This window comes from Chryseobacterium sp. BLS98 (genome assembly GCF_001045445.1).
Lineage (GTDB): Bacteria > Bacteroidota > Bacteroidia > Flavobacteriales > Weeksellaceae > Chryseobacterium.
The window spans coordinates 238,751-261,939 of record NZ_LFNF01000003.1 but is presented as its reverse complement, the minus strand read 5'-3'; the positions used below and the strand labels follow the sequence as shown (position 1 = coordinate 261,939).

The following is a 23,189-nucleotide window of genomic DNA, read 5'->3' as shown; positions in this document are numbered from 1 at the left end:
TCATTTACCTTAAATAACAAAAATCAAAATATAAGTTCTTTAATGGTTTATTATTGCTGATCTCCCGTATCTGCTATTTTATAAAAGGATAAAAACAGCCAATAATAAATTCTCATTATAAGATACTCCGTTTTACAAATAGACAAGGATTGAAAAAAAATAGAGTAGAAATATGTAACAAATACCCTATTTTATCTACTAATTGTTGCAAAACAATTTCTACTTTATGAAAAAGCGACTTCTTACTGCTGCAGCGGCATCTTTCTTCGGAATGATTCTGAATGCACAGCAAATAAAATTCGAAGAGTATGACCTGCCAAACGGCCTTCACGTCATTCTTCACCAGGATAATTCTGCACCGGTAGTTACTACAGGAGTAATGTACCATGTAGGGGCAAAGGATGAAGTAAAGGGAAGAACAGGTTTTGCCCATTTCTTCGAACACCTTCTTTTTGAAGGAACACCTAATATCAAGAGGGGTGACTGGTTCAAGATTGTATCTTCAAACGGAGGTCAAAATAACGCAAACACCACGAATGACAGAACGTATTACTATGAAACTTTCCCTTCCAACAACGAACAGCTTGGCCTGTGGATGGAATCTGAAAGAATGCGTCATGCGGTAATCAATCAGATAGGAGTAGATACTCAGAGAGAAGTTGTAAAAGAAGAGAAAAGGTTAAGAATGGACAACCAGCCTTATGGAAACCTCTTCCCTACCATTCAGAAAAACTTATTTACGAATCACCCGTACAACTGGCCTACAATCGGTTCTATGGAAGATCTGAATTCAGCAAAACTGGAAGAATTCCAGGCTTTCTATAAAAAATATTATGTTCCGAACAATGCTACATTAGTCGTTGCAGGAGATATCAAGCCTGAGCAGACTAAAAAATGGATCCAGGAATATTACGGAGCTATTCCGAAAGGAACGCTTTACCCGAAAGATTTCCCGAAAGATACTCCTATCACACAGGAAAAAGAAGTAACGGCTACGGACCCGAATATCCAGCTTCCTGCCTATATTTTCGCATACAGAACTCCTGCCAACAAAGAAAAAGATGCATATGTTCTTGATATGCTTTCTTCTTACCTAAGCAACGGTAAATCTTCGGTTTTATATAAAAAATTAGTTGACCAGGACAAAAAAGCGTTAGCTGTACAGGCTTTCAACCAAGGACTTGAAGATTACAGTATTTTTGCTTTCTTCGCGATCCCAATGGGCCAGACCACAAAACAGACGTTACAGGCCGATATTGATGCTGAAATCAAAAAATTGCAAACCACTCTGATTTCTGAGGAAGATTATCAGAAGCTTCAGAACCAGTATGAAAATCAGTTTGTGAATGCTAACTCAAGCATTCAGGGAATTGCCGCTTCATTGGCAACGAATCATGTACTGATGGGTGATACCAATCTGATCAATAAGGAAATTGACATCTACAGATCGATCACGAGACAGGATCTGCAGAACGCTGCCAAGAAATATCTGAATTCTAATCAAAGGGTTATCATTAATTACGTTCCTGAAAAAAAGTAATCATTTAAAACTTCAGGTTTAAAAGATGATTATTAAAAATTAAATTTTTACAAATGAAAAAGCAATTAACATATATAGCTGCAGCGTTTTTATTCGCAGGAACGGTTTCAGCACAAAAAATTGACATTAATGCAATGCCAAAGCCGGGACCAACTCCTGCGATCAACATTGCGAAACCAAAAACTTTCCAGCTTAGCAACGGCCTTACGGTAATGGTAGTGGAAAACAATAAATTGCCACGGGTAAATACTACTCTTTCCATGGACAGACCTCCTTTTCTTGAAGGAAGTGTAGCCGGAGTAAGCTCTATCATGGCTGAACAGTTTGAAAACGGAACAACTAATCTTAGTAAAGAAGACTTCAACAAAAAAGTGGATTATCTGGGAGCTAATCTTAATTTCTCTTCCAATGGTGCTTTTGCCAACTCTCTTTCAAAATATTTCCCTGAAGTATTGGGCTTAATGGCCGATGCAATTATTAATCCTAAATTCTCTGCTGAAGAAATCCAAAATTCCAAAGAAAGAGCCATAGAGGGATTAAAATCTGAAGAAAAAAATGCTTCTGCTATTGCTTCTAAAGTTTCCAATGCATTAATGTACGGTAAAAATACCGCAAGAGGTGAATTTGAAACCGTGGAAACCATCAACAAGATCCAGTTAGCTGATGTACAGAATGTTTATAAAAAATATTACGCTCCGGACAATGCTTATTTGGTCATTGTAGGTGATGTGAAATTTGATCAGGTAAAATCGTTGGTAGAAAAAGCTTTCAGCGGATGGAAAAAGGCCAACACCCCGGCAACTGCCCTGGAACCGACTGCCAATCTTACCAAAACGGAAATTAATATAGTCGATGTTCCTTCAGCTGTACAGTCTGTAGTTTCGGTGAACAACCTTAACAATCTTAAAATGAAAGATCCGAACTATTTTGCTGCCACAATGGCCAACTACATCTTAGGCGGAGGCGGTGAAGCGAGACTTTTCATGAACCTTCGTGAAAAGAACGGATTCACTTACGGCGCTTATTCCAGTATGAATGCCGGTAAATATTCTTCCGATTTCTCTGCTGATGCCAGTGTAAGAAACGAGGTTACAGATAAGGCGGTTAAAGAATTCATGAACGAGCTTAATGCTATTTCTACCGTAAAACCTGAAGAACTGGAAAACGCTAAGGCTAAACTTAAAGGTTCTTTCATCATGTCCCTGGAAAAGCCGGAAACGATCGCAAAATTTGCATTAAACCAAAAGGTTCAGGATCTTCCTTCTGATTTCTATACCAATTATTTAAAGTCAATTGATAAGGTAACTGCTTCAGATATTTCGAATGCTGTGAAAACTACTATTTTACCAAATCAAAGCAGGATTTTCATAGCCGGTAAAGCATCTGATATTTCTGCTGGACTTGAAAAACTGGGCTATCCTGTAAAATATTATGATAAAGAAGCCAATCCAGTGGCAAAGCCAACGGTACAAAAAGTGGATGCTGCCGTAAGTGTAGCTTCTATCGCGGATAAATACATCAATGCAATCGGAGGAAAGGCAAATATTGCTAAAATTTCTTCATACACGATGAACGCTTCCATGTCTATGCAGGGTCAGAATATTGATTTTAAAATCATAAAAGCTCAGGGCGGTAAAGAATTAACGTCAGTTACCGCGATGGGACAGGTGGTTCAGAAGCAGGTTTTCGACGGAAAAGAGGGATATTCTGAGCAAATGGGACAGAAAAATCCTATGAAACCTGAGCAGATTGCAGAAAAGCAGAAAAATACTGAGCTGTTTGAAGAGTTAGGTTTCGCCAAATCTTCAGATTACAAGGTAGCAGGCATCGAAAAAATTGGTGGTGAAGACTCTTATGTTGTAAAAGGCAATAATGTCACCTATTATTACAGTGTAGCTACAGGATTAAAAACAGGAGAAACCAGAACTGCAAAAGCACAGGGGCAGGAAATAACCATTCCTACCACTTACTCTAATTATAAGGAGGTAAACGGGGTGAAAATGCCATACACCATCTCTGTCAATCAAATGGGAATGGACATGGTGATGAATGTAAAATCATACGAAGTGAACCAAGCTAAAGATTCTGATTTTAAATAAGAATACTTTTATAATAAAAAACGGCTGCTGATGCTGCCGTTTTTTATTTTTAGCAACATTTCTTATATCTTCTTTGTCATTCGATAAAAAAAGATTAAATTTGCCCATTCAAAAAGATATCAGAATTAATGGATACTATATTTATACTATTGATGGTTCTTATTATGATTGCCAGCGTTTTATTGGTAATCATCGTTATGGCTCAAAATCCTAAGGGAGGAGGCCTTTCCAGTACTTTCGGAGGTGCATCATCTGCACAGTTTGGGGTACAGAGAACCAACGATTTCATGGAAAAAGCAACATGGACTTTAGGCGCGGTCATTATCGTCCTTATCCTTATAAGCGTTGTAATCACAGGTAAACCTACTGTAGCAGCTCCTTCACAGCAACCGGTGAAGAAAGAGACCCAGGCTCCTGCAAAACAATCTGCTCCGGCAGCAACTACTACTACTCCGGCTCAGACACCTGTAGCTCCGGCAAAATAATAGAAGATTACACGATCTATATAAAACAAAAGCAGTTCAAATTGAACTGCTTTTTTATTTTAACTTGATCTTCTCTATTTTGTGACGAAGCTTTAGACCCGCCTTTAAAAATGAATACTGCATGGGCTTGGATTCTTTATAATATTTATCAATAAAGATCTGCATTGCTCCATAGAAACGTTCAAGATACACTTCATCTTTTACGGTGCTTTCTCCTTTATGATGAAGAAGAGAAGCTTTTCCGTAGTAATAATTTTTATAACCGTTTCTCAATAGTGTATAACAAAGATCAATATCTTCACCATACATAAAATAGCTCTCATCAAGACCACCGGTTTTTTCGTAAACATCTCTTTTTATCAGTAAAAAGGCTCCGGTAACTACATCTACTTCAGCTATTGCATGTTCATCAATATCACTTCTGTAGTAGGATTTGGAATTGCTTCTTTTAAAATTGGTAAACAGCTTTTCAAAAGAATTGAACATATCAGGAACAGAACGCTTGCTCTCAGGAAGAAAATTTCCTTCAGCATCATGCATCATTATCCCGAGACATCCGAAATCAGACTTTGAATCTGCAAAGTCCAAAAGATCTTTCATATAGAATCCTTCCAGCTCGGTATCGGGATTTAAAAGAAGAATATACTCTCCGGTCGCTGTTTTTACTGCCTTATTATTGGCAATCGCAAAACCGTCATTATGTTCTGAAGATATAAAACGGACTTTAGGAAATTCAGGAATAAGATCGCTCCAGGAATCGTCTGTAGAGGCATTATCTATCACAATCACTTCATAATCCTCTCCTTCCGTATATTTCTGGATAGACAGAAGGCAGTTTCTCAGCAATCCGGTCACATTATAATTCACAATAATTATGGACAGCTTCATATTAATCCTTTTCGTTGTACGGCAACCTGTTAATAATGGATCTTCCCAAAGACACCTCATCTGCATATTCCAGCTCATCGCCTACTGCAATTCCTCTGGCAATACTTGAAAAATTAACATTGAAATTCTTAAATTTTTTATAGATATAATACGCTGTTGTATCCCCTTCCATAGTGGCACTTAATGCAAAAATAAACTCCTTCACTCCACCTTCATTCAGTTTTCTTTCGATGCTTGGAATATTCAGCTGGTTAGGGCCAATTCCTTCCATCGGGGATATTTTCCCGCCCAGAATGAGGTATTTGCCGGTAAACTTTCCTGTATTTTCAATGGCAATTACATCACGTACATCTTCAACAATGCAGATCAGCTCACCGTTTCTTTTTTCATTACTGCAGATTTTACAGACATCAAAATCCGAAAAATTATGACATTCCTTACAGTATTTTATTTCGTTAACAAGATTGATTAATGAGTTTCCAAGGATTACGGCTCTGGAACTTGGCTGTTTCAACAGATGCAATGCCAGCCTTAAGGCTGTTTTTCTTCCGATGCCCGGCAGCCCTGAAATTTCGTCCACCGCTTTTGCCAAAACTTTACTAGGATAATCCATAGATACAAAAATAAGGAATATTGTTGAGAATTGGTGTGGTAGGAACGGGTTTCAAGTTTCGGGATTTTAGTTTCAGGAGGCGGATTCGAAATAAGACTGTGTTACATCCCTCTCATCTCTGAAATCTGACATCTGGCATCTGATATCTAAAATCTCGATTCTTGGCTCCTGGCTCTTGATTCTTGATTCCTGATCCCTGATTCTAAAAAAACCTTTATCTTTGGGGTTCTAATATGAAAAAAATAAACTAATGGTACTTAAAAATCTAAATTATCCTTTGGATTTCAAATTCAAAATCTCTACTCTAGCGAGTGATTTCAATATTACTGACAGAAATGGAAACTATGTAGCTTATGTCCGTCAGAAGATGTTCAAGCTGAAGGAAGATGTTATTGTTTTTAATGACGAAAGTAAAACCAAGGAGCTTTTCAGAATCAAAGCCAATCAGTGGATTGATTTCAATGCTTCTTATTCTTTAAATGATCTTACCGATAACAAAAACTACGGAAGACTGGCAAGAAAAGGAATGCGTTCCCTCTGGAAATCTACCTATGACATTCTGGATGAAAATGATCAACCCAAATTCACTGTTACAGAAGATAATGCATGGACAAAATTCTTTGATGGAATGGTCAGTGAGATTCCACTCATAGGCATGTTCACAGGTTATTTTCTTAACCCGGCTTATACTGTAAGAGGTATAGACGGAAAGGAATATTTTAAACTAAAAAAAATGCCTTCATTCTTCGGAAGAAGATTCCAGCTTGACAGGATGATCGATATTGATGACGAAGACGAAAGTTTGGTGATCCTGTCATTACTGATGATGGTTCTTCTAGAAAGAGCAAGAGGCTAAAAAAATAAAAATCACAGGCAATGAAATATTTAATCATTTTCTTTTCAGCGTTTCTTTTAATCGCATGTAAAAAAGACAAGGAGACCATTCACAATTCCACTTCTGCAGATTCTTTAACCGTTGTTAAGGATTCAGCAAAAGCACAAGCAGCATCAGGAAAAATACAGGTAGACATTATCCCTTTTCCAAAAGAGATTAAAGAGTGCTCTTGCTATTTTGCCAGAAATAAAGCGGATTTTGAAGCGGAGAAATACATTTACGCCGATGATGCCGGAAAAACAGCCTATATGAAACTGGACGGCAAAAGACTGGCTATGAATCTTATCTCGTCAAGCGACATGGAAGTAGATGAGGAACTGACGAAAGAAATTGAAAGCGACAACTACAAGATCTCTGTAAAAGGCAAAAAAATAAAAAATGAAGAAGCGTTATTATTCGAAGGTACACTGACGATTGAGAAACCGGATGGTACTGTGGAAACGCTGCCTATTTATGGAGAATGCGGATGCTAGGAGATAATGAGCGAAAGGACTAAAAGGCGAATTTGCTCTCTTAGCCACATTAGCTTTTCTGCCTTCTTGCTGTTTAGCTTTTTCACCGTAATACAACACATAAAAATGCTTCCGGATTCACGGAAGCATTTTTTATTTTGTAATTTTGATAAAAATAAAATTTCATGGAATTATCGAACATAGAACCGCAAATAATCTGGAAAAATTTTTCCAAATTAAATACAGTTCCAAGACCGTCTAAAAAAGAAGCAAGGGTGATTGCTTTCATCAAAGAATTTGGTGAAAATCTGGGATTAGAAACAACCGTTGATCAGGTAGGAAATGTCATCATCAAAAAACCTGCTACTCCCGGAATGGAGAACCGTAAATCTGTTGTCCTTCAGTCGCACCTGGATATGGTATGCCAGAAGAACAATGATGTAAACTTTGATTTCGAGACTGAAGGAATCAAAATGGAGGTTGACGGAGACTGGGTAAAGGCAAAAGGAACCACTTTAGGAGCCGACAACGGTTTAGGAGTGGCAACTATCATGTCTATTCTTGAAAGTTCAGATATTCCCCACCCGGCTATGGAAGCGCTTTTCACAATAGATGAAGAAACGGGCATGACAGGAGCATTAGGATTAAAGCCAGGACAGCTTACGGGAGAAATCTTACTAAATCTTGACACTGAGGAAGATGATGAGATTGATATCGGTTGTGCAGGTGGTGTAGATGTAACCATTACCCAAAATTACGGAACAGAAACTGTTAAAGGACAGATTGTAAGACTTGAGGTAAAAGGCCTTCAGGGAGGACATTCAGGAATGGATATCCATAAAGGCTTCGGAAATGCCAATATCATCCTAGGAAGACTTTTTTACAGCGGCTTAGCCAAGCAGAATATCCAATTGATCTCTGTAGACAGCGGCGGATTGAGAAATGCTATTCCAAGAGAAGGTGTAGCCCTTATTTCTGTGAGAAATGCTCATGAGTTTATTGAAGAAGTTACTGTTCTGAAAAAAGAAATTCTTGAAGAATTTGCTTCGGTTGAACCAGGTTTACAGATCAATATCGAAAACTCTACGACTTCTGACAAAGCTATTTCCGAAGAAGATTCAAAGAAGATTATTCTGGCTTTAAAATCTCTTCATAACGGCGTTTACAGGATGAGTCCTGACGTGAAAGATCTTGTAGAAGCTTCTAACAATGTGGCACGGGTTGAATTAAAAGGCGGCGAGCTTAAAATTTTAAACCTTACGAGATCATCTGTAGATTCATCCAAATATTCTGTTGCAGAACAGTTAAAATCCGTTGCAGAACTGGCAGGAATGAAGGTAGAATTCAGCGGATCTTATCCGGGCTGGAAACCAAAACCGGGTTCTGAAATCGTACAGCTGATGGAAAAGATCTACACAGAAAAATTTGGTGAGAAACCTCACGTAGTAGCATGTCATGCAGGTCTGGAATGTGGGATCATCGGAGCCAATTATCCTGAAATGGAAATGGTAAGCTTTGGCCCTACGATCAGAGGAGCACACTCTCCTGATGAGAAAGCCAATATTCCTTCTGCCCAGAAATTCTGGAGCTTTACTAAGGATATTTTAGCAAATATTCCTGCTAAAAATTAAAATAACACTCAATGGATCCGATAATTTGGAAGGGCCTGCTCTATCATTCTCTTGAATATTTCAATCTGATTGAAAATGAGGAAAATTATATGGTGACCTCAAAAATTATCGGTTCTTTTGATAATACAGCCTATTTCGTCCATTATCAGATAACGATCGACAAAAACTGGCTTGTTCAAAATTTCACCGTTGAATATGAAGTCAATGGGGAAAAATTTAAAGTTACAGGACTAAAACACGGGAACAACTGGACTATTAATGATACTGATCGTCCCGAATTTTCAGATTTCAAATACATTGATATTTCATTAACTCCTTTCACCAACACATTACCTATCAATAATTTAAATTTATCCAAAGGCCAATCCAGTGAAATAAATGTTATCTATATCAATATTTTAGAGGGCAAAATCAAACCTGTCAAACAGCAATACACCCATATAGGTCAGTCTGAATATCTATATGAGAATATTCCCAAAAACTTTGAAGCCTTGATTTCCATTGATAATTCAGGGTTGGTTGAAAATTATCCCGGTCTTTTTGAAAAAGTTTACTATAAATGATAATGAAAAGTATAACAGTATTCTGCGGCTCAAGCTTCGGCTCGCATGAAATTTATAAAGAACAGGCAACCTTGCTTGGAAAGACATTGGCAAAACAAAACATTCAGCTTATATACGGTGGCGCAGATGTAGGTTTGATGGGAGCTGTAGCAGATGGAGCTTTAAGTGAAAACGGAAAAGTGACAGGAGTTCTCCCCCACTTTCTTCAATCCAAAGAAATTGCCCATAAAAATCTTACGGAACTTATTATCGTAGAAACCATGCACGAAAGAAAAACGAAGATGAATGATCTTTGTGACGGTGTCATCGTTCTGCCCGGCGGCTACGGAACCCTGGAAGAGTTTTTTGAGATGATCACCTGGGCACAGCTTGGGCTTCATCAAAAACCTATCGGTATTTTAAACATTGACGGGTTTTATAACGATCTGATACAACTGGTTCAGACGATGGTTGATAAAGGATTTCTAAAGCAGGTAAACCGTGATATGCTTCTGATAAGTGGGAGTATTGATGAGCTTTTGGATAAAATGGGAAATTATCAGGCTCCTACCGTAGGGAAATGGATTTCGAAAGAAGAAGTTTAGTACATTTGCAGTATTAAATTTTTCACACAATCAAGAAATAAAATAATGAATAAATTCTTTTGGTCTGCAGGATTATTTTTAGCCCAGATAGTTTCCGCGCAGTACAATTATCCTGCAACGCCGGAAAAACCGGTTGTTGACGATTATTTCGGAACTAAAATAACCGATAATTACAGATGGCTGGAGGACCTTAAAAGTCCGGATGTACAATCCTGGTTTAAGGCACAGTCGGATTTCAGTAATAATATTATTGATAAGATTCCGAACCGGGAAACACTTTTCAACCGGATGAAAGAGGTACAGGAAATGAATGGAGATTCCTTCGGAGTGGTAATGCAAAGAAAAAATCTATATTTTTACGCCAAAACCAGGAAAAATGAAAGCCTTTCCAAGCTTTACTCCAGGGATCTTTCTACAGGAAAAGAAACTTTGATATTCGACCCGGAAACGCTTGGTAAAAATACACAGATTACCAACTTCACTCTCGATTTAAAAGCTGAGAAAATAGCGATATTATTGTCAAAGTCAGGTGGCGAGATCTGTAATCTTAAAATATTAGACCTTACTACAAATAAACTGTTGAAAGACGAAATAGGTCCTATCTGGAGCGAATTTTCTTTTGAGTTTACACCAGATGGAAAATCTGTCATTTATACCAAAATGAGCACGGCTGATCCTAACAGCAACATGCTTTTAAAAGACATGAAGGCTATGATCCATGAGATAGGAACGGATGCAAAAACAGATAAAGTACTCGCTTCCAGAGAAGATTATCCTGAACTTAATGCCTTAACCGAACAATTCACCAGCATCGGCTTTACGGATGACTATCAGTACATCATCCTGAGATTAAGCTCTGTACGGTCTGAAAGTCCAATTTTTGTGGCTCCTTATTCAGAATTAAAAAATAAAAAGATCAAGTGGAGACAGATCGTAAAACCGACAGATGATATTACGGACATCCATATTTCAGGAGATAAACTTTTCCTTCTTACCCATAAGGATGCTCCCAATTATAAAATTACACTGACCAGTCTTTCAAAACCGGACATTAATAATGCAAAAACTGTTATTCCGGAAAGTAAAGATGCTGTAATCATAGCGATTCACAGCTCTAAAAATTATCTTTTTTATTCATTAGGAAACGGTATTACAAGAGATAAATACCAGATCAATATCAATACTTTAGAACCCAAAAAAGTTCAGCTTCCGCCGGGTGTTAACAGTTCATTACCCTTAAATGCCCATGAAAATGACAATATCTATTGTAACAATGTAAACTGGCTGACTCCGCTGACAACTTATGAATATAATCCTGAAAAAGGCAACGCAGTAAAGAGTAAATACCTTAATTCTGAAACCTCCTACCCTGACTATAATCAGCTTTATGAAGTAAAAGAAGTAGAAGTAAAAAGCCATGATGGAGTAATGGTTCCTCTTTCTATCATTTATCCTAAAAATATAAAAATGGATGGCAGCACTCCTGCTTATATTACAGGCTATGGAGGTTATGGAATATCCTACGAACCTCGTTTTTCTACCAGACTATCCGTACTGCTGGAGCAAGGTACCATCATTGCTATTGCCCATGTAAGAGGCGGAGGTGAAAAAGGTGAAAACTGGCATAAAACAGGTATGAAAGCCAATAAGCCCAATACCTGGAAAGACTTCATCGCATGTTCGGAATATTTGGTAAGCCAGAAGTACACTTCTCCTTCCAAACTGATCGGAAATGGGGTAAGTATGGGTGGTGTTCTTATAGGAAGGGCTATTACCGAAAGACCAGACCTTTTTGCAGTTGCCATTGCTGAAGTGGGAATGACCAATGCTTTACGATCAGAAACTACAGCAAATGGGCCCAACCAGATTCCTGAGATAGGATCTATCGAAAATAAAGAAGATGCAAAGCACCTGTTGGAAATGGACGCCCAGAGTAAAGTGAAAAAAGGAGTTAAGTATCCTGCTGTAATCATTCGTACCGGAATGAACGATTCAAGGATCGTACCTTGGGAACCCGGAAAATTTGCTGCCATATTGCAGAAAAATTCAGGTTCAGGAAAACCGGTCTTATTGTATGTAAATTATGAAAACGGACATTTTACCAGTGATATGGATGTAGTTTTCAAGGAATATGCAGATATTTATTCTTTTGCTTTATGGCAGGTAGAGCATCCTAAATTTCAGCCTTCTAAAAATTAAAATAAAAACTCCTGAAAAGTAAATTTTCAGGAGTTTTTTTTATATTAACTTAAATTAAATATTTTCTAAGGATAGGGAGCAATCTCCACTTCAAGGCCTTCCATTTCATCCACCATATGTAGCTGGCATCCCAGTCTGCTGTTCTCTTTTACGTGGTAAGCTTCCGCCAGCATGGCATCTTCTTCATCGCCCATCGGCTCAAGGCCCGGATCATTGATCACATATACCTGGCATGAGGCGCACATGGCCATTCCTCCGCATACCCCGATAGTTCCTTCTTCCGCCAATTCATAAGAACGGATGATCTCCATCAGGTTCATAGACATATCTGTAGGCGCTACAACATCATGGGTTACCCCTTCCCGGTCGGTGATCTTAATATTGATATCTGACATAATACCGCAAAATTAGTCAATTTTTTTCACAACTGCTTTTTCTGCTTCCTTACGGCTTCCGTCAAATCCGTCTACTCCACTTACGGTTGTATATTTCAGAACAAATTTCTTCCCTGGATTCAGCCTGTTGTAAACACTCTGACACATTAGCGTTGCTTCATGGAAACCACAAAGGATCAGCTTTAATTTTCCAGGATAAGTATTGATATCTCCAATCGCGTAAATCCCGTCAATATTGGTTTGGTAATCCAATGCATTGTTTACAACGATGGCATTTTTCTCGATATTCAATCCCCAGTTTCCAATCTCACCCAGTTTTGGAGTCAGTCCGAATAAAGGAATGAAATAATCCGTTTCAATATCATAAGCTTCCTGCCCTTCGATCTGTACCGTGATCGCTTCCACTTTTCCATCACCTTTGATTCCGGTAACTTCAGCAGGAGTAATTAATTTAATTTTACCTTCATTCTTAAGATCCTGAACTTTTTCCACTGAATCCAAGGCACCTCTGAACTCATTTCTTCTGTGGATCAAAGTCACTTCACTGGCAACATTGGAAAGGAAAACACTCCAGTCAAGAGCAGAATCTCCACCTCCGGCAATCACCACTTTTTTATTTCTGAAATGCTCAGGTTCTTTAACAAAATATTCAAGACCTTTTTCCTCATAATCAGCAACATTATCGAAAGTAGGCTTTCTTGGCTCAAAAGTTCCCAATCCACCGGCAATGGCAATTGCCCTACATCTATGAACCGTTCCTTTGTTAGTAATCACTTCAAACCATTCATCGTCCACTTTTGTATAGGAAACTGCCGTTTCTCCCAAAGTAAATCCAGGCTGAAACTGCTTGATCTGTTCCATTAAATTATCCACTAATTCTCCGGCATTTACAGAAGGATATCCCGGAATATCGAAAATAGGTTTTTTAGGATAAAGCTCTGCTAGCTGTCCTCCCGGCTGCGGAAGTGCATCGATAATATGGCACTTCATTTTTAGTAAACCTGCTTCAAAAACAGCAAAAAGCCCGGTAGGTCCGGCCCCTATGATCAATATATCAGTGGTTATCATAATAATAAGATAATTTAATTATACATGTAACTGCAAATTTACTAATTTTAATGCGAAGCATATTTAATTGATTCTAAATAAAAACCTGAGATTTATCAAATCTCCGTAAATACTTAAGAATCTTAAATTTGGCAATGTTTTTGTTAAATGTCATACCATGAAGAAAATTTTAAATCTTTTTGCAATATTCACGTTCCTTTTAGGCCATGCCCAGATCGATAATATTGCTGACGGTGAATCTATTACATTCAGAATCCACTACGGAATCCTGAATGCCGGAACCGCCAATCTTACTGCAAAAAAAACCAATTATATGGGCGCTTCGCATCTTTACGTAAAAGGTACAGGACAGACTACAGGTGCTGTAAAAGCGTTCTTTAAAGTAGAAGATTTATATGAAAGCTTCATTAATATGGAAACCGGACTGCCGAGCTTTTACGTGAGAAATGTACGCGAAGGAAGCTATCGCCAGCATTTTGAAACCGTTTTCAACCATAGCAATAATACCCTGATCCTAACTGATAAAAAAACGCCTGCCAACGGCTCAAAAGTGATCAAGTCTGTGAAAGGAGTTCAGGATATGCTTTCATGCTTTTATTATTTAAGAAGCAAAAGTACAAGTGAGCTGAAGGTGGGAACCGTTATCAACATGAATGTATGGATTGATGATGAAATGTTTCCTTTCCAGCTAAAAGTGACCGGAACAGAAGATCTGAAAACAAAATTCGGCACCATCAACTGTCTAAAGATTATCCCGTCTGTAAAAAGCGGAAGGGTTTTCAAGGAAAAAGAAGGCGTAACGATGTGGGTGACCAATGATGCCAACCATATTCCTATGCTGCTAAAAGCTGAATTGGCTGTTGGATCGCTGAAAGCAAGCATTGATGATCTTAAAAATGTGAAATATCCTTTAAAATATAAATAGAAGACCATCAAGTCTTTTAACTAAAAAATACCGGCAGACTTTTTTTGCCGGTATTTTTTTATTCTGAGAATGTAATAGATTTTAATTTTTGATTGTCTTATTAATAACAGAAGAGGTAAAAGACTGAGAGAGTTTAAAATATTCATATCACGCTTCGACTCTGCTCAGCATGACAAAGCTGGAAAAAGAAAAGTTAATATAAAGTAATGTTTCACTGTAACAGAATAAGACAATCACGTTGTAAATTTCAATAAGATCAGCTTTTAATTACGTTTTGTTTCTTAGGTCAGTAATTAAAAACAAAACCTCCGGAAATTCCGGAGGTTTGATTTTTTATAGTGTTTTAAACTGTTCTAAAGTTCTTATATCATTTTCGAAGAACATTCTGATATCGCTCATCTGGTAAAGCAGCATCGTAATTCTTTCAATACCCATCCCGAAAGCATATCCCGAATATTTTTCAGAGTCGATGTTTACATTTTTCAGAACAGCAGGATCTACCATTCCGCATCCCATGATTTCCAGCCATCCTGTTCCTTTAGTGATTCTGTAATCGGTTTCAGAGTTTAATCCCCAATATACATCAATTTCAGCACTAGGTTCTGTGAACGGGAAATAGGAAGGTCTCATTCTGATCTTTGATTTTCCGAAAAGCTCGGTTGTAAAGAATTGGATCGTCTGCTTCATGTCTGCAAAGCTTACATTCTCATCAATATACAATCCTTCAATCTGGTGGAAGATACAGTGTGAACGTGAAGAAATAGCCTCATTTCTAAACACTCTTCCCGGGGAAAGAATTCTGATCGGCGGCTGATTTTCTTCCATATAACGGATCTGTACGGAGGAAGTATGTGTTCTTAAAAGGATATCCGGATTCTGCTCAATAAAGAACGTATCCTGCATATCTCTTGCCGGATGGTATTCAGGAAGATTAAGCGCCGTAAAGTTATGCCAGTCGTCCTCTATTTCCGGACCGTCCGCTACTGCGAAACCTATGGATTTAAAAATTTCAATAATCCTGTTTTTCACCAGATTGATCGGGTGTCTCGACCCAAGGTCCAATGGAAAAGCAGGTCTTGTAAGATCTTCTTTTTCGGTAACAATAGCAGCCTGGGAAGCATCTTTCAGATCCTCCAGTTTTATTGCAACAGCCTGTTTTAAAGAATTAATCTTTTGCCCGAATTCTTTTTTCTGGTCGTTTGGAACTTCTTTAAATTTTTCAAAAAAATCATTCAGAACACCTTTTTTACCATTATACTTAATCCGGAAGTTTTCAATTTCCTCTTTAGATGTAGCATTGAAGCTGTTTACTTCGGTAAGTAGTTCTTCTATCTTTTCTATCATTGTTTTACCCTTTCAAAATGTTTTGCAAAAATACGTTTTTTAAGTTTAATAATGAATCTGTGACAAAAAAATCTGCCCCTTTACGGGAGGCAGACTTCAATCACTTATTTCACTTAAATAAAAAAATTATTTCTTTTCTAAAGCTTTAACGTTGATCTGAAGAGTTACCTCATCCTTAATCACTCCGTTTTCAGCAGGAGCCTGGAACTTTACGCCAAACTCTTCTCTTTTAATATCCTTAGGTTCAGTAGCCACACTTACTTCTCCGTCTTTTACAGAAACATTGGCTTTAAACTGAACCGGCTTCGAGATCCCCTTGATCGTTAAATTTCCATCAAGAAGCGTATTATAATCTCCTTCTGCAGAAGGTGTTACTTTAGTAATTTCAAAAGAAGCTGTAGGGAATTTTTCCACTTCAAAAAAATCGCCGCTCTTAAGATGCCCGTTAAGTTTCCCCAGCTGCTCAGCATCGTCCTTAAGGTCTACAGAGGTCAGAGAACTCATATCCGCCACAAATTTTCCACTTTCAAGTTTTCCGTCTTTTACCGTTACATCACCACTTTCAAATTTGATGGTTCCGAAATGGCTTGTACTTTCTGACTTGAATATTTTATATCCTTTCCACTCCACTTTACTGTTCAATGTATCCAGTGTATACTGGTTCCCGTCTTTTGTAGTAGTCACTTCGTTGCTTTCGCTGGTCACCGGTTTGTCTTTTTTACAAGAAACCGCCACAGCTGCTACAAATAAAGCAGGAATAGCTAATGAAAACAGTTTTTTTCTCATTTTTGATATATTTTTATTACTTCTGCTAATATAATAAAAAAAATTATTTTTTCCTAAAAACCTTACATTTGTATTATGCTTTTAGAAATAAACAATTTATATTTTTCCCACACCAAGGATAAACCCTTGTTTCAGAACCTTAATCTGGGTTTTGAGGAAGGCAGGATCATTGCACTTGCAGGAGAAAGCGGCTGTGGAAAATCTACATTGCTCAATTTGATTTATGGGCTTCTGGACTGGGAAAGCGGCGAAATTATTTTTAACGGAACCCGGCTTTTAGGCCCCAAAGGAAATCTGGTTCCCGGGGAAGCTGAGATGAAGCTGGTAGCCCAGAATTTTGATCTGATGCCTTATGCCACTGTTGCTGAAAATGTAGGAAAATTCATTTCTAATATCAATTTAGCCCAGAAAAAAGCAACGGTTATGGAGCTTCTGGAAGTGGTCGGGCTTCAGGAATTCGCCCATGTTCTTCCCAAATATTTAAGCGGAGGGCAGCAGCAGCGTGTGGCCATAGCCAGAGCACTTTCTGTACTTCCTAAACTGCTTATTCTGGATGAACCTTTCAGTAATCTGGATTTTCCGAGAAAAATAGAGCTTAGGGAAAGACTCTTCAGATATGTGAAGCAGCACCGGATTTCCCTGATTATTTCTACCCACGAACTTCAGGACATTATGCCTTGGCTTGACCAGATCGTTATTCTGAAGGATGGAAGGCTGATCCAGAACGACAGCCCGGAGGAAACCTATAAAAGTCCTTATAATACTTATGTTGCCAGGCTTTTTGGTGAAGTGAATATATTTAGTGAAGAGGAAAAAGCAGAATTCCAACTTTCTAAGTTTTCTTATTATCCCAAAGACATCAAAATTTCAGATAACGGAACTGAAGCGGAACTCCTGGAAAGCAGGTTTGCCGGTAATCATTACTGGAACAAGGTTAAAGTAAGGAATAAAGAACTTATTGTCTACACAGATTCCAAAGTAGAAGGAAATATTAAAGTATCATTTAAGTAAGGCAACATTTCAGAAAAGCTAAAGGGCAAAAAGTCAAATCAACCCTCTCAGCCTATTAGCTTTCTTCGCCTTATAAGGACGCCTTCCAACGTTTTTGCTTTTCGCTGTTTCACGATTTAGCAATCTGTAACTTCTACATTTCCTTATAGTTATTGTTAATTTGTGGATAAAAAAAATACAAATCTAAGAAGCGGTTTGAAACTTTTTCTTACATTTGTATTTCCACAGCATAAGGAAATTTTTGGTTAATTCTCTTTCTGCCTTAAGACGGACATTAGCACCTCCCTGCAATTAAGTCTTTTGAAAGATTACACTGTCCAATTCTTTCCTTTTTTTATTTTCCAGCCTTAAGCTTTCTTCACAAATTCTGATTTTAAAGCCATAGACCCGAAGCCATCAATTTTACAGTCAATATTATGGTCGCTGTCCGGTCTCAGACGGATATTTTTAACTTTCGTCCCCGCTTTTACAGGTTTTGGTGCTCCTTTCACAGGAAGATCTTTAATAACCACTACAGAATCCCCATCCTGAAGTTCATTCCCGTTTGAATCCAGTATCTTTCCTTCATTAGCTGTTTCAGCAGCTGTTTCCTCCGGGCTCCATTCGTAGAAGCACTGAGAACAGGTCATCATATTATCAGTTGGGTAAGTAAATTCGGAGCCACATTTTGGACAAAGTACAGTATCACTCATATTTTTGATTTTTGCAAAGGTAAGATTTTTGAGTTAGAGTTAGAAACCGGATATGGAAACTTAAGAATCAAGAATTCAGATACTAGATTTCATATTTCAGACTGTTTACTCACTAATTTAAGTGTCAACTAGCATCTAGCAAATAAATCAGGTTCTCAAACCCTAAAACTCTCCCACTCCAAATACGAGCCCCGAATCCCGATTCAATTCTCAACTATAATTTGTACCTTTGCAGATTCAAACAGCGAAGCAAATTTATGGAACTTATTCACAGAAACCTGGCCATCGGAATTCACGATGCTTTACAAGAAACATTTTTCGAGAAAAACAAATATGCCGATAAGGTAATCGAAAGACTTTTAAAAGCTCATAAAAAATGGGGAAGCCAGGACAGAGCCGTTGTTTCTGAGATTTTCTATAATATCATCCGCTGGAAAAAACGCCTTGAATATTATATGGGTGAAGGGGTAAAACCCAACAATATTTATAAGCTGATCATCGCTTATCTTCTTTGGAGCAAAACCAATTACAAAAAGTTTGAAGAATTTGACGGAATTAAAATCGCAGATATCCTTACCAAACTTAAAAAAAATTCGGTTCCTACGAAAGCTATTGAACATTCCATTCCTGAATGGCTGGCTGAAACTTTGGAAAAAGAATTAGGTCCGGGCTGGGAAAAGGAAATGCATGCTTTAAACGAGCAGGCTCCTACCGTATTAAGGGCAAACAGCCTGAAAACAACACCAAAAGAACTTATTTCTGATCTTTCAGACGAAGGTGTGGTGGCTTACACGGTAAGAAATTATCCGGATGCCGTACAGCTTGAAGAAAAGAAAAATGTTTTCCTTACAACAGCTTTTAAAGAAGGTTTATTTGAAGTGCAGGATGCCTCTTCGCAGAAGATCGGATATTTCCTTGATGTAAAAGAAGGCCAGAGAGTGGTGGATGCATGTGCCGGAGCAGGTGGAAAAACGCTACATTTGGCTGCATTGATGGGAAATAAAGGTCAGATTGTAGCTTTAGATATCTTCGAATGGAAGTTGGCTGAACTGAAACGCCGTGCAAAAAGAGCGGGAGCCCATAATATTGAAACCCGAATGATCTCTGACAATAAAGTGATCAAGCGTCTTCATGATAAAGCAGACCGACTTCTGATTGATGCTCCATGTTCAGGACTTGGTGTTTTAAAAAGAAATCCGGACAGCAAATGGAAAATTGACCAGGATTTTATCGACAGGATTAAAAAAGAGCAGCAGCAGATTCTTCAGGATTATTCTAAAATGGTTAAAGTAGGCGGAAAAATGGTGTATGCTACATGTTCTATCCTGCCTTCTGAAAACAATTTACAGGTAGAAGAATTCCTGAAAAACAATGCAGGTTTTAAGCTGGTTAAAGATGACAAAGTGATGCCAAGTCAAGGTTACGACGGATTCTATATGGCATTGATCGAAAGAGTTTCTTAATTATCTAAATCCACTATAATAAAATATACAGCTGCTCTATTTCAGGGCAGCTTTTTTGTTGAGCATGGATTTTTATTCATATTAATAAATTTATTTGTAACATCTGCATTGCAAATCCCTACTTATAAAGAAATTAAATTATTTGAGGAACCTTTGCTTATGCACAAAAGAACTCTCTTTAAATTGCTTTCATTATTCAACGGAGGCTGGGAAAACGGTAATGAATTTGTTCCTAAAACTAATCCCATCTACTCAGACGGAAAAATGACATTTTCTTTCGTTTCGTGAAGATCAGATTGTGTTCTTAATCATACAAGGTAAATCCCTCAGGGCACAGCAGAAGGTACAAGTTTCAGCTTCAGAAATGTTTCAGGCGCTTTGTTAGGGTCCCTATAAAACAAAACCTTCTTGCAAAGAGAATTGCAAGAAGGTAAAAACACAAATGATGAAAAAAAATTATTTCGAGCCACAAAGTAAGGGCTAAAATTCATATAATAAATTACCATATATTATTAATTATTTCATTTTAATTTTGTATAGGATATAAGCATCATTTTTACTCAACGAAAAAAATCAATTAAACACACTCAAATCGATTCAAAAAGTTAATATTTTTCATTTAATCGATTTAATTAATTAAAAAATTTAACTTTTATTTATTTTTTATTGTTATTTTTAAACATCAAAACTAATTTTGCTTCAAATAAGTAACAATATGTGTGGAATTGTATGTTTGTTTGACGCCAAACAAAAGACCGAAATATTAAGACCTCAGGTTTTAGAAATGTCGAAAAAAATCCGTCACCGTGGTCCGGACTGGAGCGGTGTATATCAGGATGACAAAGTTGTATTTTCTCATGAAAGGCTTGCCATTGTAGATCCTACTTCAGGAAAGCAACCTTTATTCACTAAAGATGAAAAAGTGGTGCTTGCAGTGAACGGGGAAATTTATAACCACAGAGAATTAAAGGAAGAATTTCCGGATTTCGAATTTCAGACCCAGTCGGACTGTGAAGTGATTCTGGCACTATACAGAAAATATGGAAAAGATTTCATTGAAAAACTTAACGGAATTTTTGCATTTGCCCTTTACGATATAGAAAAAGGAATCTATCTGATTGCCCGCGACCATATGGGAATCTGCCCTCTTTATCAGGGATGGGATAGAAACGGAAACTATTATGTGGCTTCCGAACTGAAAGCGCTGGAAGGTGTTTGCAAAACCATTGAAACCTTCCTTCCCGGACATTTTGTATACAGCACTGACGGAACTGAACTTCAGCAGTGGTACAAAAGAGACTGGGAAAGCTTTGACCATGTAAAGGATAACGAAACCGATATATCCAAAATAAGAAAAGGCCTTGAAGATGCCGTCCACAGACAGCTGATGAGTGATGTTCCTTATGGAGTCCTTCTTTCCGGAGGCCTGGATTCGTCTGTTATTTCAGCAGTTACTGCAAAATTTGCACGACAGAGAGTGGAAAGCGGTGATACTCAGGAAGCATGGTACCCAAGACTTCACAGTTTTGCAGTGGGACTGACAGGATCTCCTGACCTGGCCGCAGCAAGAAAGGCGGCTGACCATATCGGTTCTGTGCATCATGAAGTAAATTTTACCGTTCAGGAAGGACTGGACGCTGTACGTGATGTGATCTATCATCTGGAAACTTATGACGTGACTACCATCAGAGCTTCCACCCCTATGTATCTTCTGGCAAGAGTAATCAAATCCATGGGAATCAAAATGGTACTGTCTGGGGAAGGTTCAGATGAGTTGTTCGGAGGTTATCTGTATTTCCATAAGGCACCCAACGCCAAAGAATTCCATGATGAAACAGTAAGAAAATTAAACAAGCTACACCTTTACGACTGTTTAAGAGCTAACAAAGCTTTAATGAGCTGGGGTATTGAAGGCAGAGTTCCTTTCCTGGATAAAGAATTTATGGACATTGCAATGACCGTTAATCCAAAAGATAAAATGATCAGCACTGCAGAAGGGAAAATCGAAAAATGGGTATTAAGAAAAGCTTTTGAGGATATTTTACCAGAATCAATCGTTTGGAGACAAAAGGAACAGTTCTCAGACGGTGTGGGATATTCCTGGATCGATACTTTAAAAGAAGTCGCTGAAAAAGAGGTCACTGACGAAATGATGGCTAATGCAAGGTTCAGATTCCCTCTGAACACTCCTCAAAACAAAGAGGAATACAGGTACAGAACTATTTTCGAAGAACATTTTCCGAGTGAAACGGCGGCAGCAACCGTTCCGTCGGTACCTTCAGTAGCCTGTTCCACGCCTATCGCTTTGGAATGGGACGAAGCTTTCAAAAAAATGAATGACCCGAGCGGAAGAGCAGTGAAAGTGCATGAGACGAGCTATGAGTAAGGAGTTCCGGGATGGATGTAAGGTTGGAGAGCTTGAGGGTTTGAGAGGTTTAGCTTATAGGCCAAATCATTAGAAAACAGTCTGAAATCTTAAATCTCACATCTGAAATCTTGATTCTTGACTCTTGGTTCTTGGTTTTATCTTCAATCTAAACATCCACCCATAATCTCAATAACACAAAATTATCAATCCTGTAGAAATACGGGATTTTCTTTTGAATAACGTTAATAATATCAATATAATTTAACTGACAATCAAAAATAATATCTAATAAATAATTATATTTGGACAACGAAAATATCAATTATAAAAAAATGAGAAGAAATCTTACTGTTTTGTTTGCCTTACTATCCATCAGTTTTGCTTTTGGACAGGGAAAATATGGCAAATACTTAAATTCAAAAAAGCTTGCCCTATCTTACAAAAGCGTGAAAGATGTAGATAAGGACGACTATTATCAGCAGTTTTACTGGCTGGTAAAAGCAGAACAGCTTAAAACGTATCCTCACCTGAAAGATGTAAAACCTGTCGTTTTATATGAGTTTGTAAAAAAAGTAAACCCTCAGAATCCTACCAAAAAACTGGATGAAAGAGGAAAAGAACTCAGAGCAACAGCAGAATTATCTTTAAATCAGTACTTTAAAAATAAAAAATTTGAGAACAATTCAGTTTTGATGTACAACCTTGAAACCTATGTGGATCCGTCTAAGGGACAGTACTATACTAAAGTAGATCCTGAAAAAATCAAAGAACTGGTTCCAAAGGAGTTATTTGCCTTCAACTCCTTAAACAGAAACCTGGGTGAAGAAAAAACCTATTACCTGTGGATCGACAAGAAAAAAGATGATTTCAATATTGTAGATATCATCCCTGATGAAAAAGAAGACAAAGCTTTTTATACAAGACTAAAACAATATCTTCCCAACTATAAGTTTTCCAAATATGTTCCATCTGTGAAAAAAGGAAACAAATCGGACAAAACAGACGTTGACTACTATTACATTATGCCGTTTGAACAAAATACCGATAATATTGAATACAAAACAAAAGATTTCAAAACTTACATCCTAAGCCAGTACAGAAAAGCCGGCGACGAATGGAAAGGAGTAGAAAAAACAAAAAAATAATTAAAAAAGTCCTGTGAAAATTCACAGGACTTTTTTAATTTTA

22 protein-coding genes are annotated in these 23,189 nt (G+C 37.7%); 15 read left to right on the top strand and 7 right to left on the bottom strand.

All coding sequences use genetic code 11. The features are described from left to right. Nucleotides 1–226 precede the first annotated feature (226 nt). The 3 genes from ACM40_RS12400 (at nt 227) to secG (ending at nt 4,124) form a co-directional block, all read left to right on the top strand. Nucleotides 227–1,540, top strand: a complete 1,314-nt coding sequence (locus tag ACM40_RS12400) for a M16 family metallopeptidase (protein WP_048503109.1) — start codon at nt 227–229, stop codon at nt 1,538–1,540. A 53-nt stretch (nt 1,541–1,593) separates the two neighbouring features. Continuing rightward, nucleotides 1,594–3,639, top strand: a complete 2,046-nt coding sequence (locus ACM40_RS12395) for a M16 family metallopeptidase (RefSeq protein ID WP_048503108.1) — start codon at nt 1,594–1,596, stop codon at nt 3,637–3,639. Nucleotides 3,640–3,767: 128 nt separating this feature from the next. Then, nucleotides 3,768–4,124 (top strand): preprotein translocase subunit SecG, encoded by a 357-nt coding sequence (secG, locus tag ACM40_RS12390; protein ID WP_048503107.1) that lies wholly within the window; start codon nt 3,768–3,770, stop codon nt 4,122–4,124. Between the two features lie 54 nt (nt 4,125–4,178). On the opposite strand, the gene ACM40_RS12385 is transcribed toward secG, so the two are convergent. Next, a complete protein-coding gene (locus ACM40_RS12385) occupies nt 4,179–5,018 on the bottom strand; it encodes a glycosyltransferase family 2 protein (RefSeq protein WP_117614879.1) in 840 nt (279 codons plus the stop codon). After that, nucleotides 5,014–5,625 carry a recombination mediator RecR gene (recR, locus tag ACM40_RS12380; RefSeq protein ID WP_048503105.1) on the bottom strand — a complete coding sequence of 204 codons (612 nt, stop codon included), beginning with the start codon at nt 5,623–5,625 and terminating at the stop codon, nt 5,014–5,016. The genes ACM40_RS12385 and recR overlap by 5 nt, the downstream gene beginning before the upstream one ends. Nucleotides 5,626–5,875: 250 nt before the next feature. Between recR and ACM40_RS12375 the strand changes: the two genes are divergently transcribed. From ACM40_RS12375 to ACM40_RS12350, 6 genes are all read left to right on the top strand, one after another. Continuing rightward, entirely contained in the window at nt 5,876–6,481 is a 606-nt protein-coding gene (locus tag ACM40_RS12375; protein WP_048503104.1) for a hypothetical protein, read from the top strand. 20 nt (nt 6,482–6,501) lie between these two features. Then, nucleotides 6,502–6,993: a hypothetical protein gene (locus ACM40_RS12370; RefSeq protein ID WP_048503103.1), complete on the top strand. Its 492-nt coding sequence runs from the start codon at nt 6,502–6,504 to the stop codon at nt 6,991–6,993. Nucleotides 6,994–7,157: 164 nt separating this feature from the next. Next, complete coding sequence (locus tag ACM40_RS12365; RefSeq protein WP_048503102.1) at nt 7,158–8,603, top strand: aminoacyl-histidine dipeptidase; 1,446 nt, start codon at nt 7,158–7,160, stop codon at nt 8,601–8,603. An 11-nt stretch (nt 8,604–8,614) separates the two neighbouring features. Then, nucleotides 8,615–9,166: a putative glycolipid-binding domain-containing protein gene (locus ACM40_RS12360; RefSeq protein ID WP_048503101.1), complete on the top strand. Its 552-nt coding sequence runs from the start codon at nt 8,615–8,617 to the stop codon at nt 9,164–9,166. Nucleotides 9,167–9,168: 2 nt separating this feature from the next. After that, nucleotides 9,169–9,750, top strand: coding sequence for a TIGR00730 family Rossman fold protein (locus tag ACM40_RS12355; protein ID WP_048503100.1), 582 nt, complete (start codon nt 9,169–9,171; stop codon nt 9,748–9,750). A 45-nt stretch (nt 9,751–9,795) separates the two neighbouring features. Further along, nucleotides 9,796–11,949 (top strand): prolyl oligopeptidase family serine peptidase, encoded by a 2,154-nt coding sequence (locus ACM40_RS12350; protein WP_048503099.1) that lies wholly within the window; start codon nt 9,796–9,798, stop codon nt 11,947–11,949. A 65-nt stretch (nt 11,950–12,014) separates the two neighbouring features. Here the strand turns inward: ACM40_RS12350 and ACM40_RS12345 are convergent, their stop codons facing one another. Together ACM40_RS12345 and ACM40_RS12340 are read right to left on the bottom strand one after the other, a co-directional pair. Then, nucleotides 12,015–12,344, bottom strand: a complete 330-nt coding sequence (locus tag ACM40_RS12345) for a 2Fe-2S iron-sulfur cluster-binding protein (RefSeq protein WP_048503098.1) — start codon at nt 12,342–12,344, stop codon at nt 12,015–12,017. A 12-nt stretch (nt 12,345–12,356) separates the two neighbouring features. Then, nucleotides 12,357–13,412, bottom strand: a complete 1,056-nt coding sequence (locus ACM40_RS12340) for an NAD(P)/FAD-dependent oxidoreductase (protein WP_048503097.1) — start codon at nt 13,410–13,412, stop codon at nt 12,357–12,359. Nucleotides 13,413–13,569: 157 nt separating this feature from the next. Between ACM40_RS12340 and ACM40_RS12335 the strand changes: the two genes are divergently transcribed. Then, nucleotides 13,570–14,337 (top strand): DUF3108 domain-containing protein, encoded by a 768-nt coding sequence (locus ACM40_RS12335; RefSeq protein WP_048503096.1) that lies wholly within the window; start codon nt 13,570–13,572, stop codon nt 14,335–14,337. Between the two features lie 333 nt (nt 14,338–14,670). Here the strand turns inward: ACM40_RS12335 and ACM40_RS12330 are convergent, their stop codons facing one another. Both ACM40_RS12330 and ACM40_RS12325 read right to left on the bottom strand, forming a co-directional pair. Beyond that, complete coding sequence (locus ACM40_RS12330; protein WP_048503095.1) at nt 14,671–15,681, bottom strand: phenylalanine--tRNA ligase subunit alpha; 1,011 nt, start codon at nt 15,679–15,681, stop codon at nt 14,671–14,673. Nucleotides 15,682–15,807: 126 nt separating this feature from the next. After that, nucleotides 15,808–16,467 (bottom strand): YceI family protein, encoded by a 660-nt coding sequence (locus ACM40_RS12325; protein WP_048503094.1) that lies wholly within the window; start codon nt 16,465–16,467, stop codon nt 15,808–15,810. 75 nt (nt 16,468–16,542) lie between these two features. Between ACM40_RS12325 and ACM40_RS12320 the strand changes: the two genes are divergently transcribed. Then, complete coding sequence (locus ACM40_RS12320) at nt 16,543–17,478, top strand: sulfate/molybdate ABC transporter ATP-binding protein (protein ID WP_048503093.1); 936 nt, start codon at nt 16,543–16,545, stop codon at nt 17,476–17,478. Between the two features lie 347 nt (nt 17,479–17,825). Here the strand turns inward: ACM40_RS12320 and ACM40_RS12315 are convergent, their stop codons facing one another. After that, a complete protein-coding gene (locus tag ACM40_RS12315) occupies nt 17,826–18,170 on the bottom strand; it encodes a zinc ribbon domain-containing protein YjdM (protein ID WP_040996693.1) in 345 nt (114 codons plus the stop codon). Nucleotides 18,171–18,427: 257 nt separating this feature from the next. Here ACM40_RS12315 and ACM40_RS12310 point away from each other — a divergent pair, with 257 nt between their 5' ends. From ACM40_RS12310 to ACM40_RS12295, 4 genes are all read left to right on the top strand, one after another. After that, complete coding sequence (locus ACM40_RS12310; RefSeq protein WP_048503092.1) at nt 18,428–19,633, top strand: RsmB/NOP family class I SAM-dependent RNA methyltransferase; 1,206 nt, start codon at nt 18,428–18,430, stop codon at nt 19,631–19,633. Nucleotides 19,634–19,792: 159 nt separating this feature from the next. Continuing rightward, nucleotides 19,793–19,921, top strand: a complete 129-nt coding sequence (locus ACM40_RS20845; protein WP_262483720.1) for a hypothetical protein — start codon at nt 19,793–19,795, stop codon at nt 19,919–19,921. Nucleotides 19,922–20,348: 427 nt separating this feature from the next. Further along, nucleotides 20,349–22,019, top strand: coding sequence for an asparagine synthase B (asnB, locus tag ACM40_RS12300; protein ID WP_048503090.1), 1,671 nt, complete (start codon nt 20,349–20,351; stop codon nt 22,017–22,019). Nucleotides 22,020–22,333: 314 nt separating this feature from the next. Then, entirely contained in the window at nt 22,334–23,146 is an 813-nt protein-coding gene (locus tag ACM40_RS12295) for a hypothetical protein (protein WP_048503089.1), read from the top strand. The last annotated feature ends 43 nt before the right edge of the window (nt 23,147–23,189 follow it).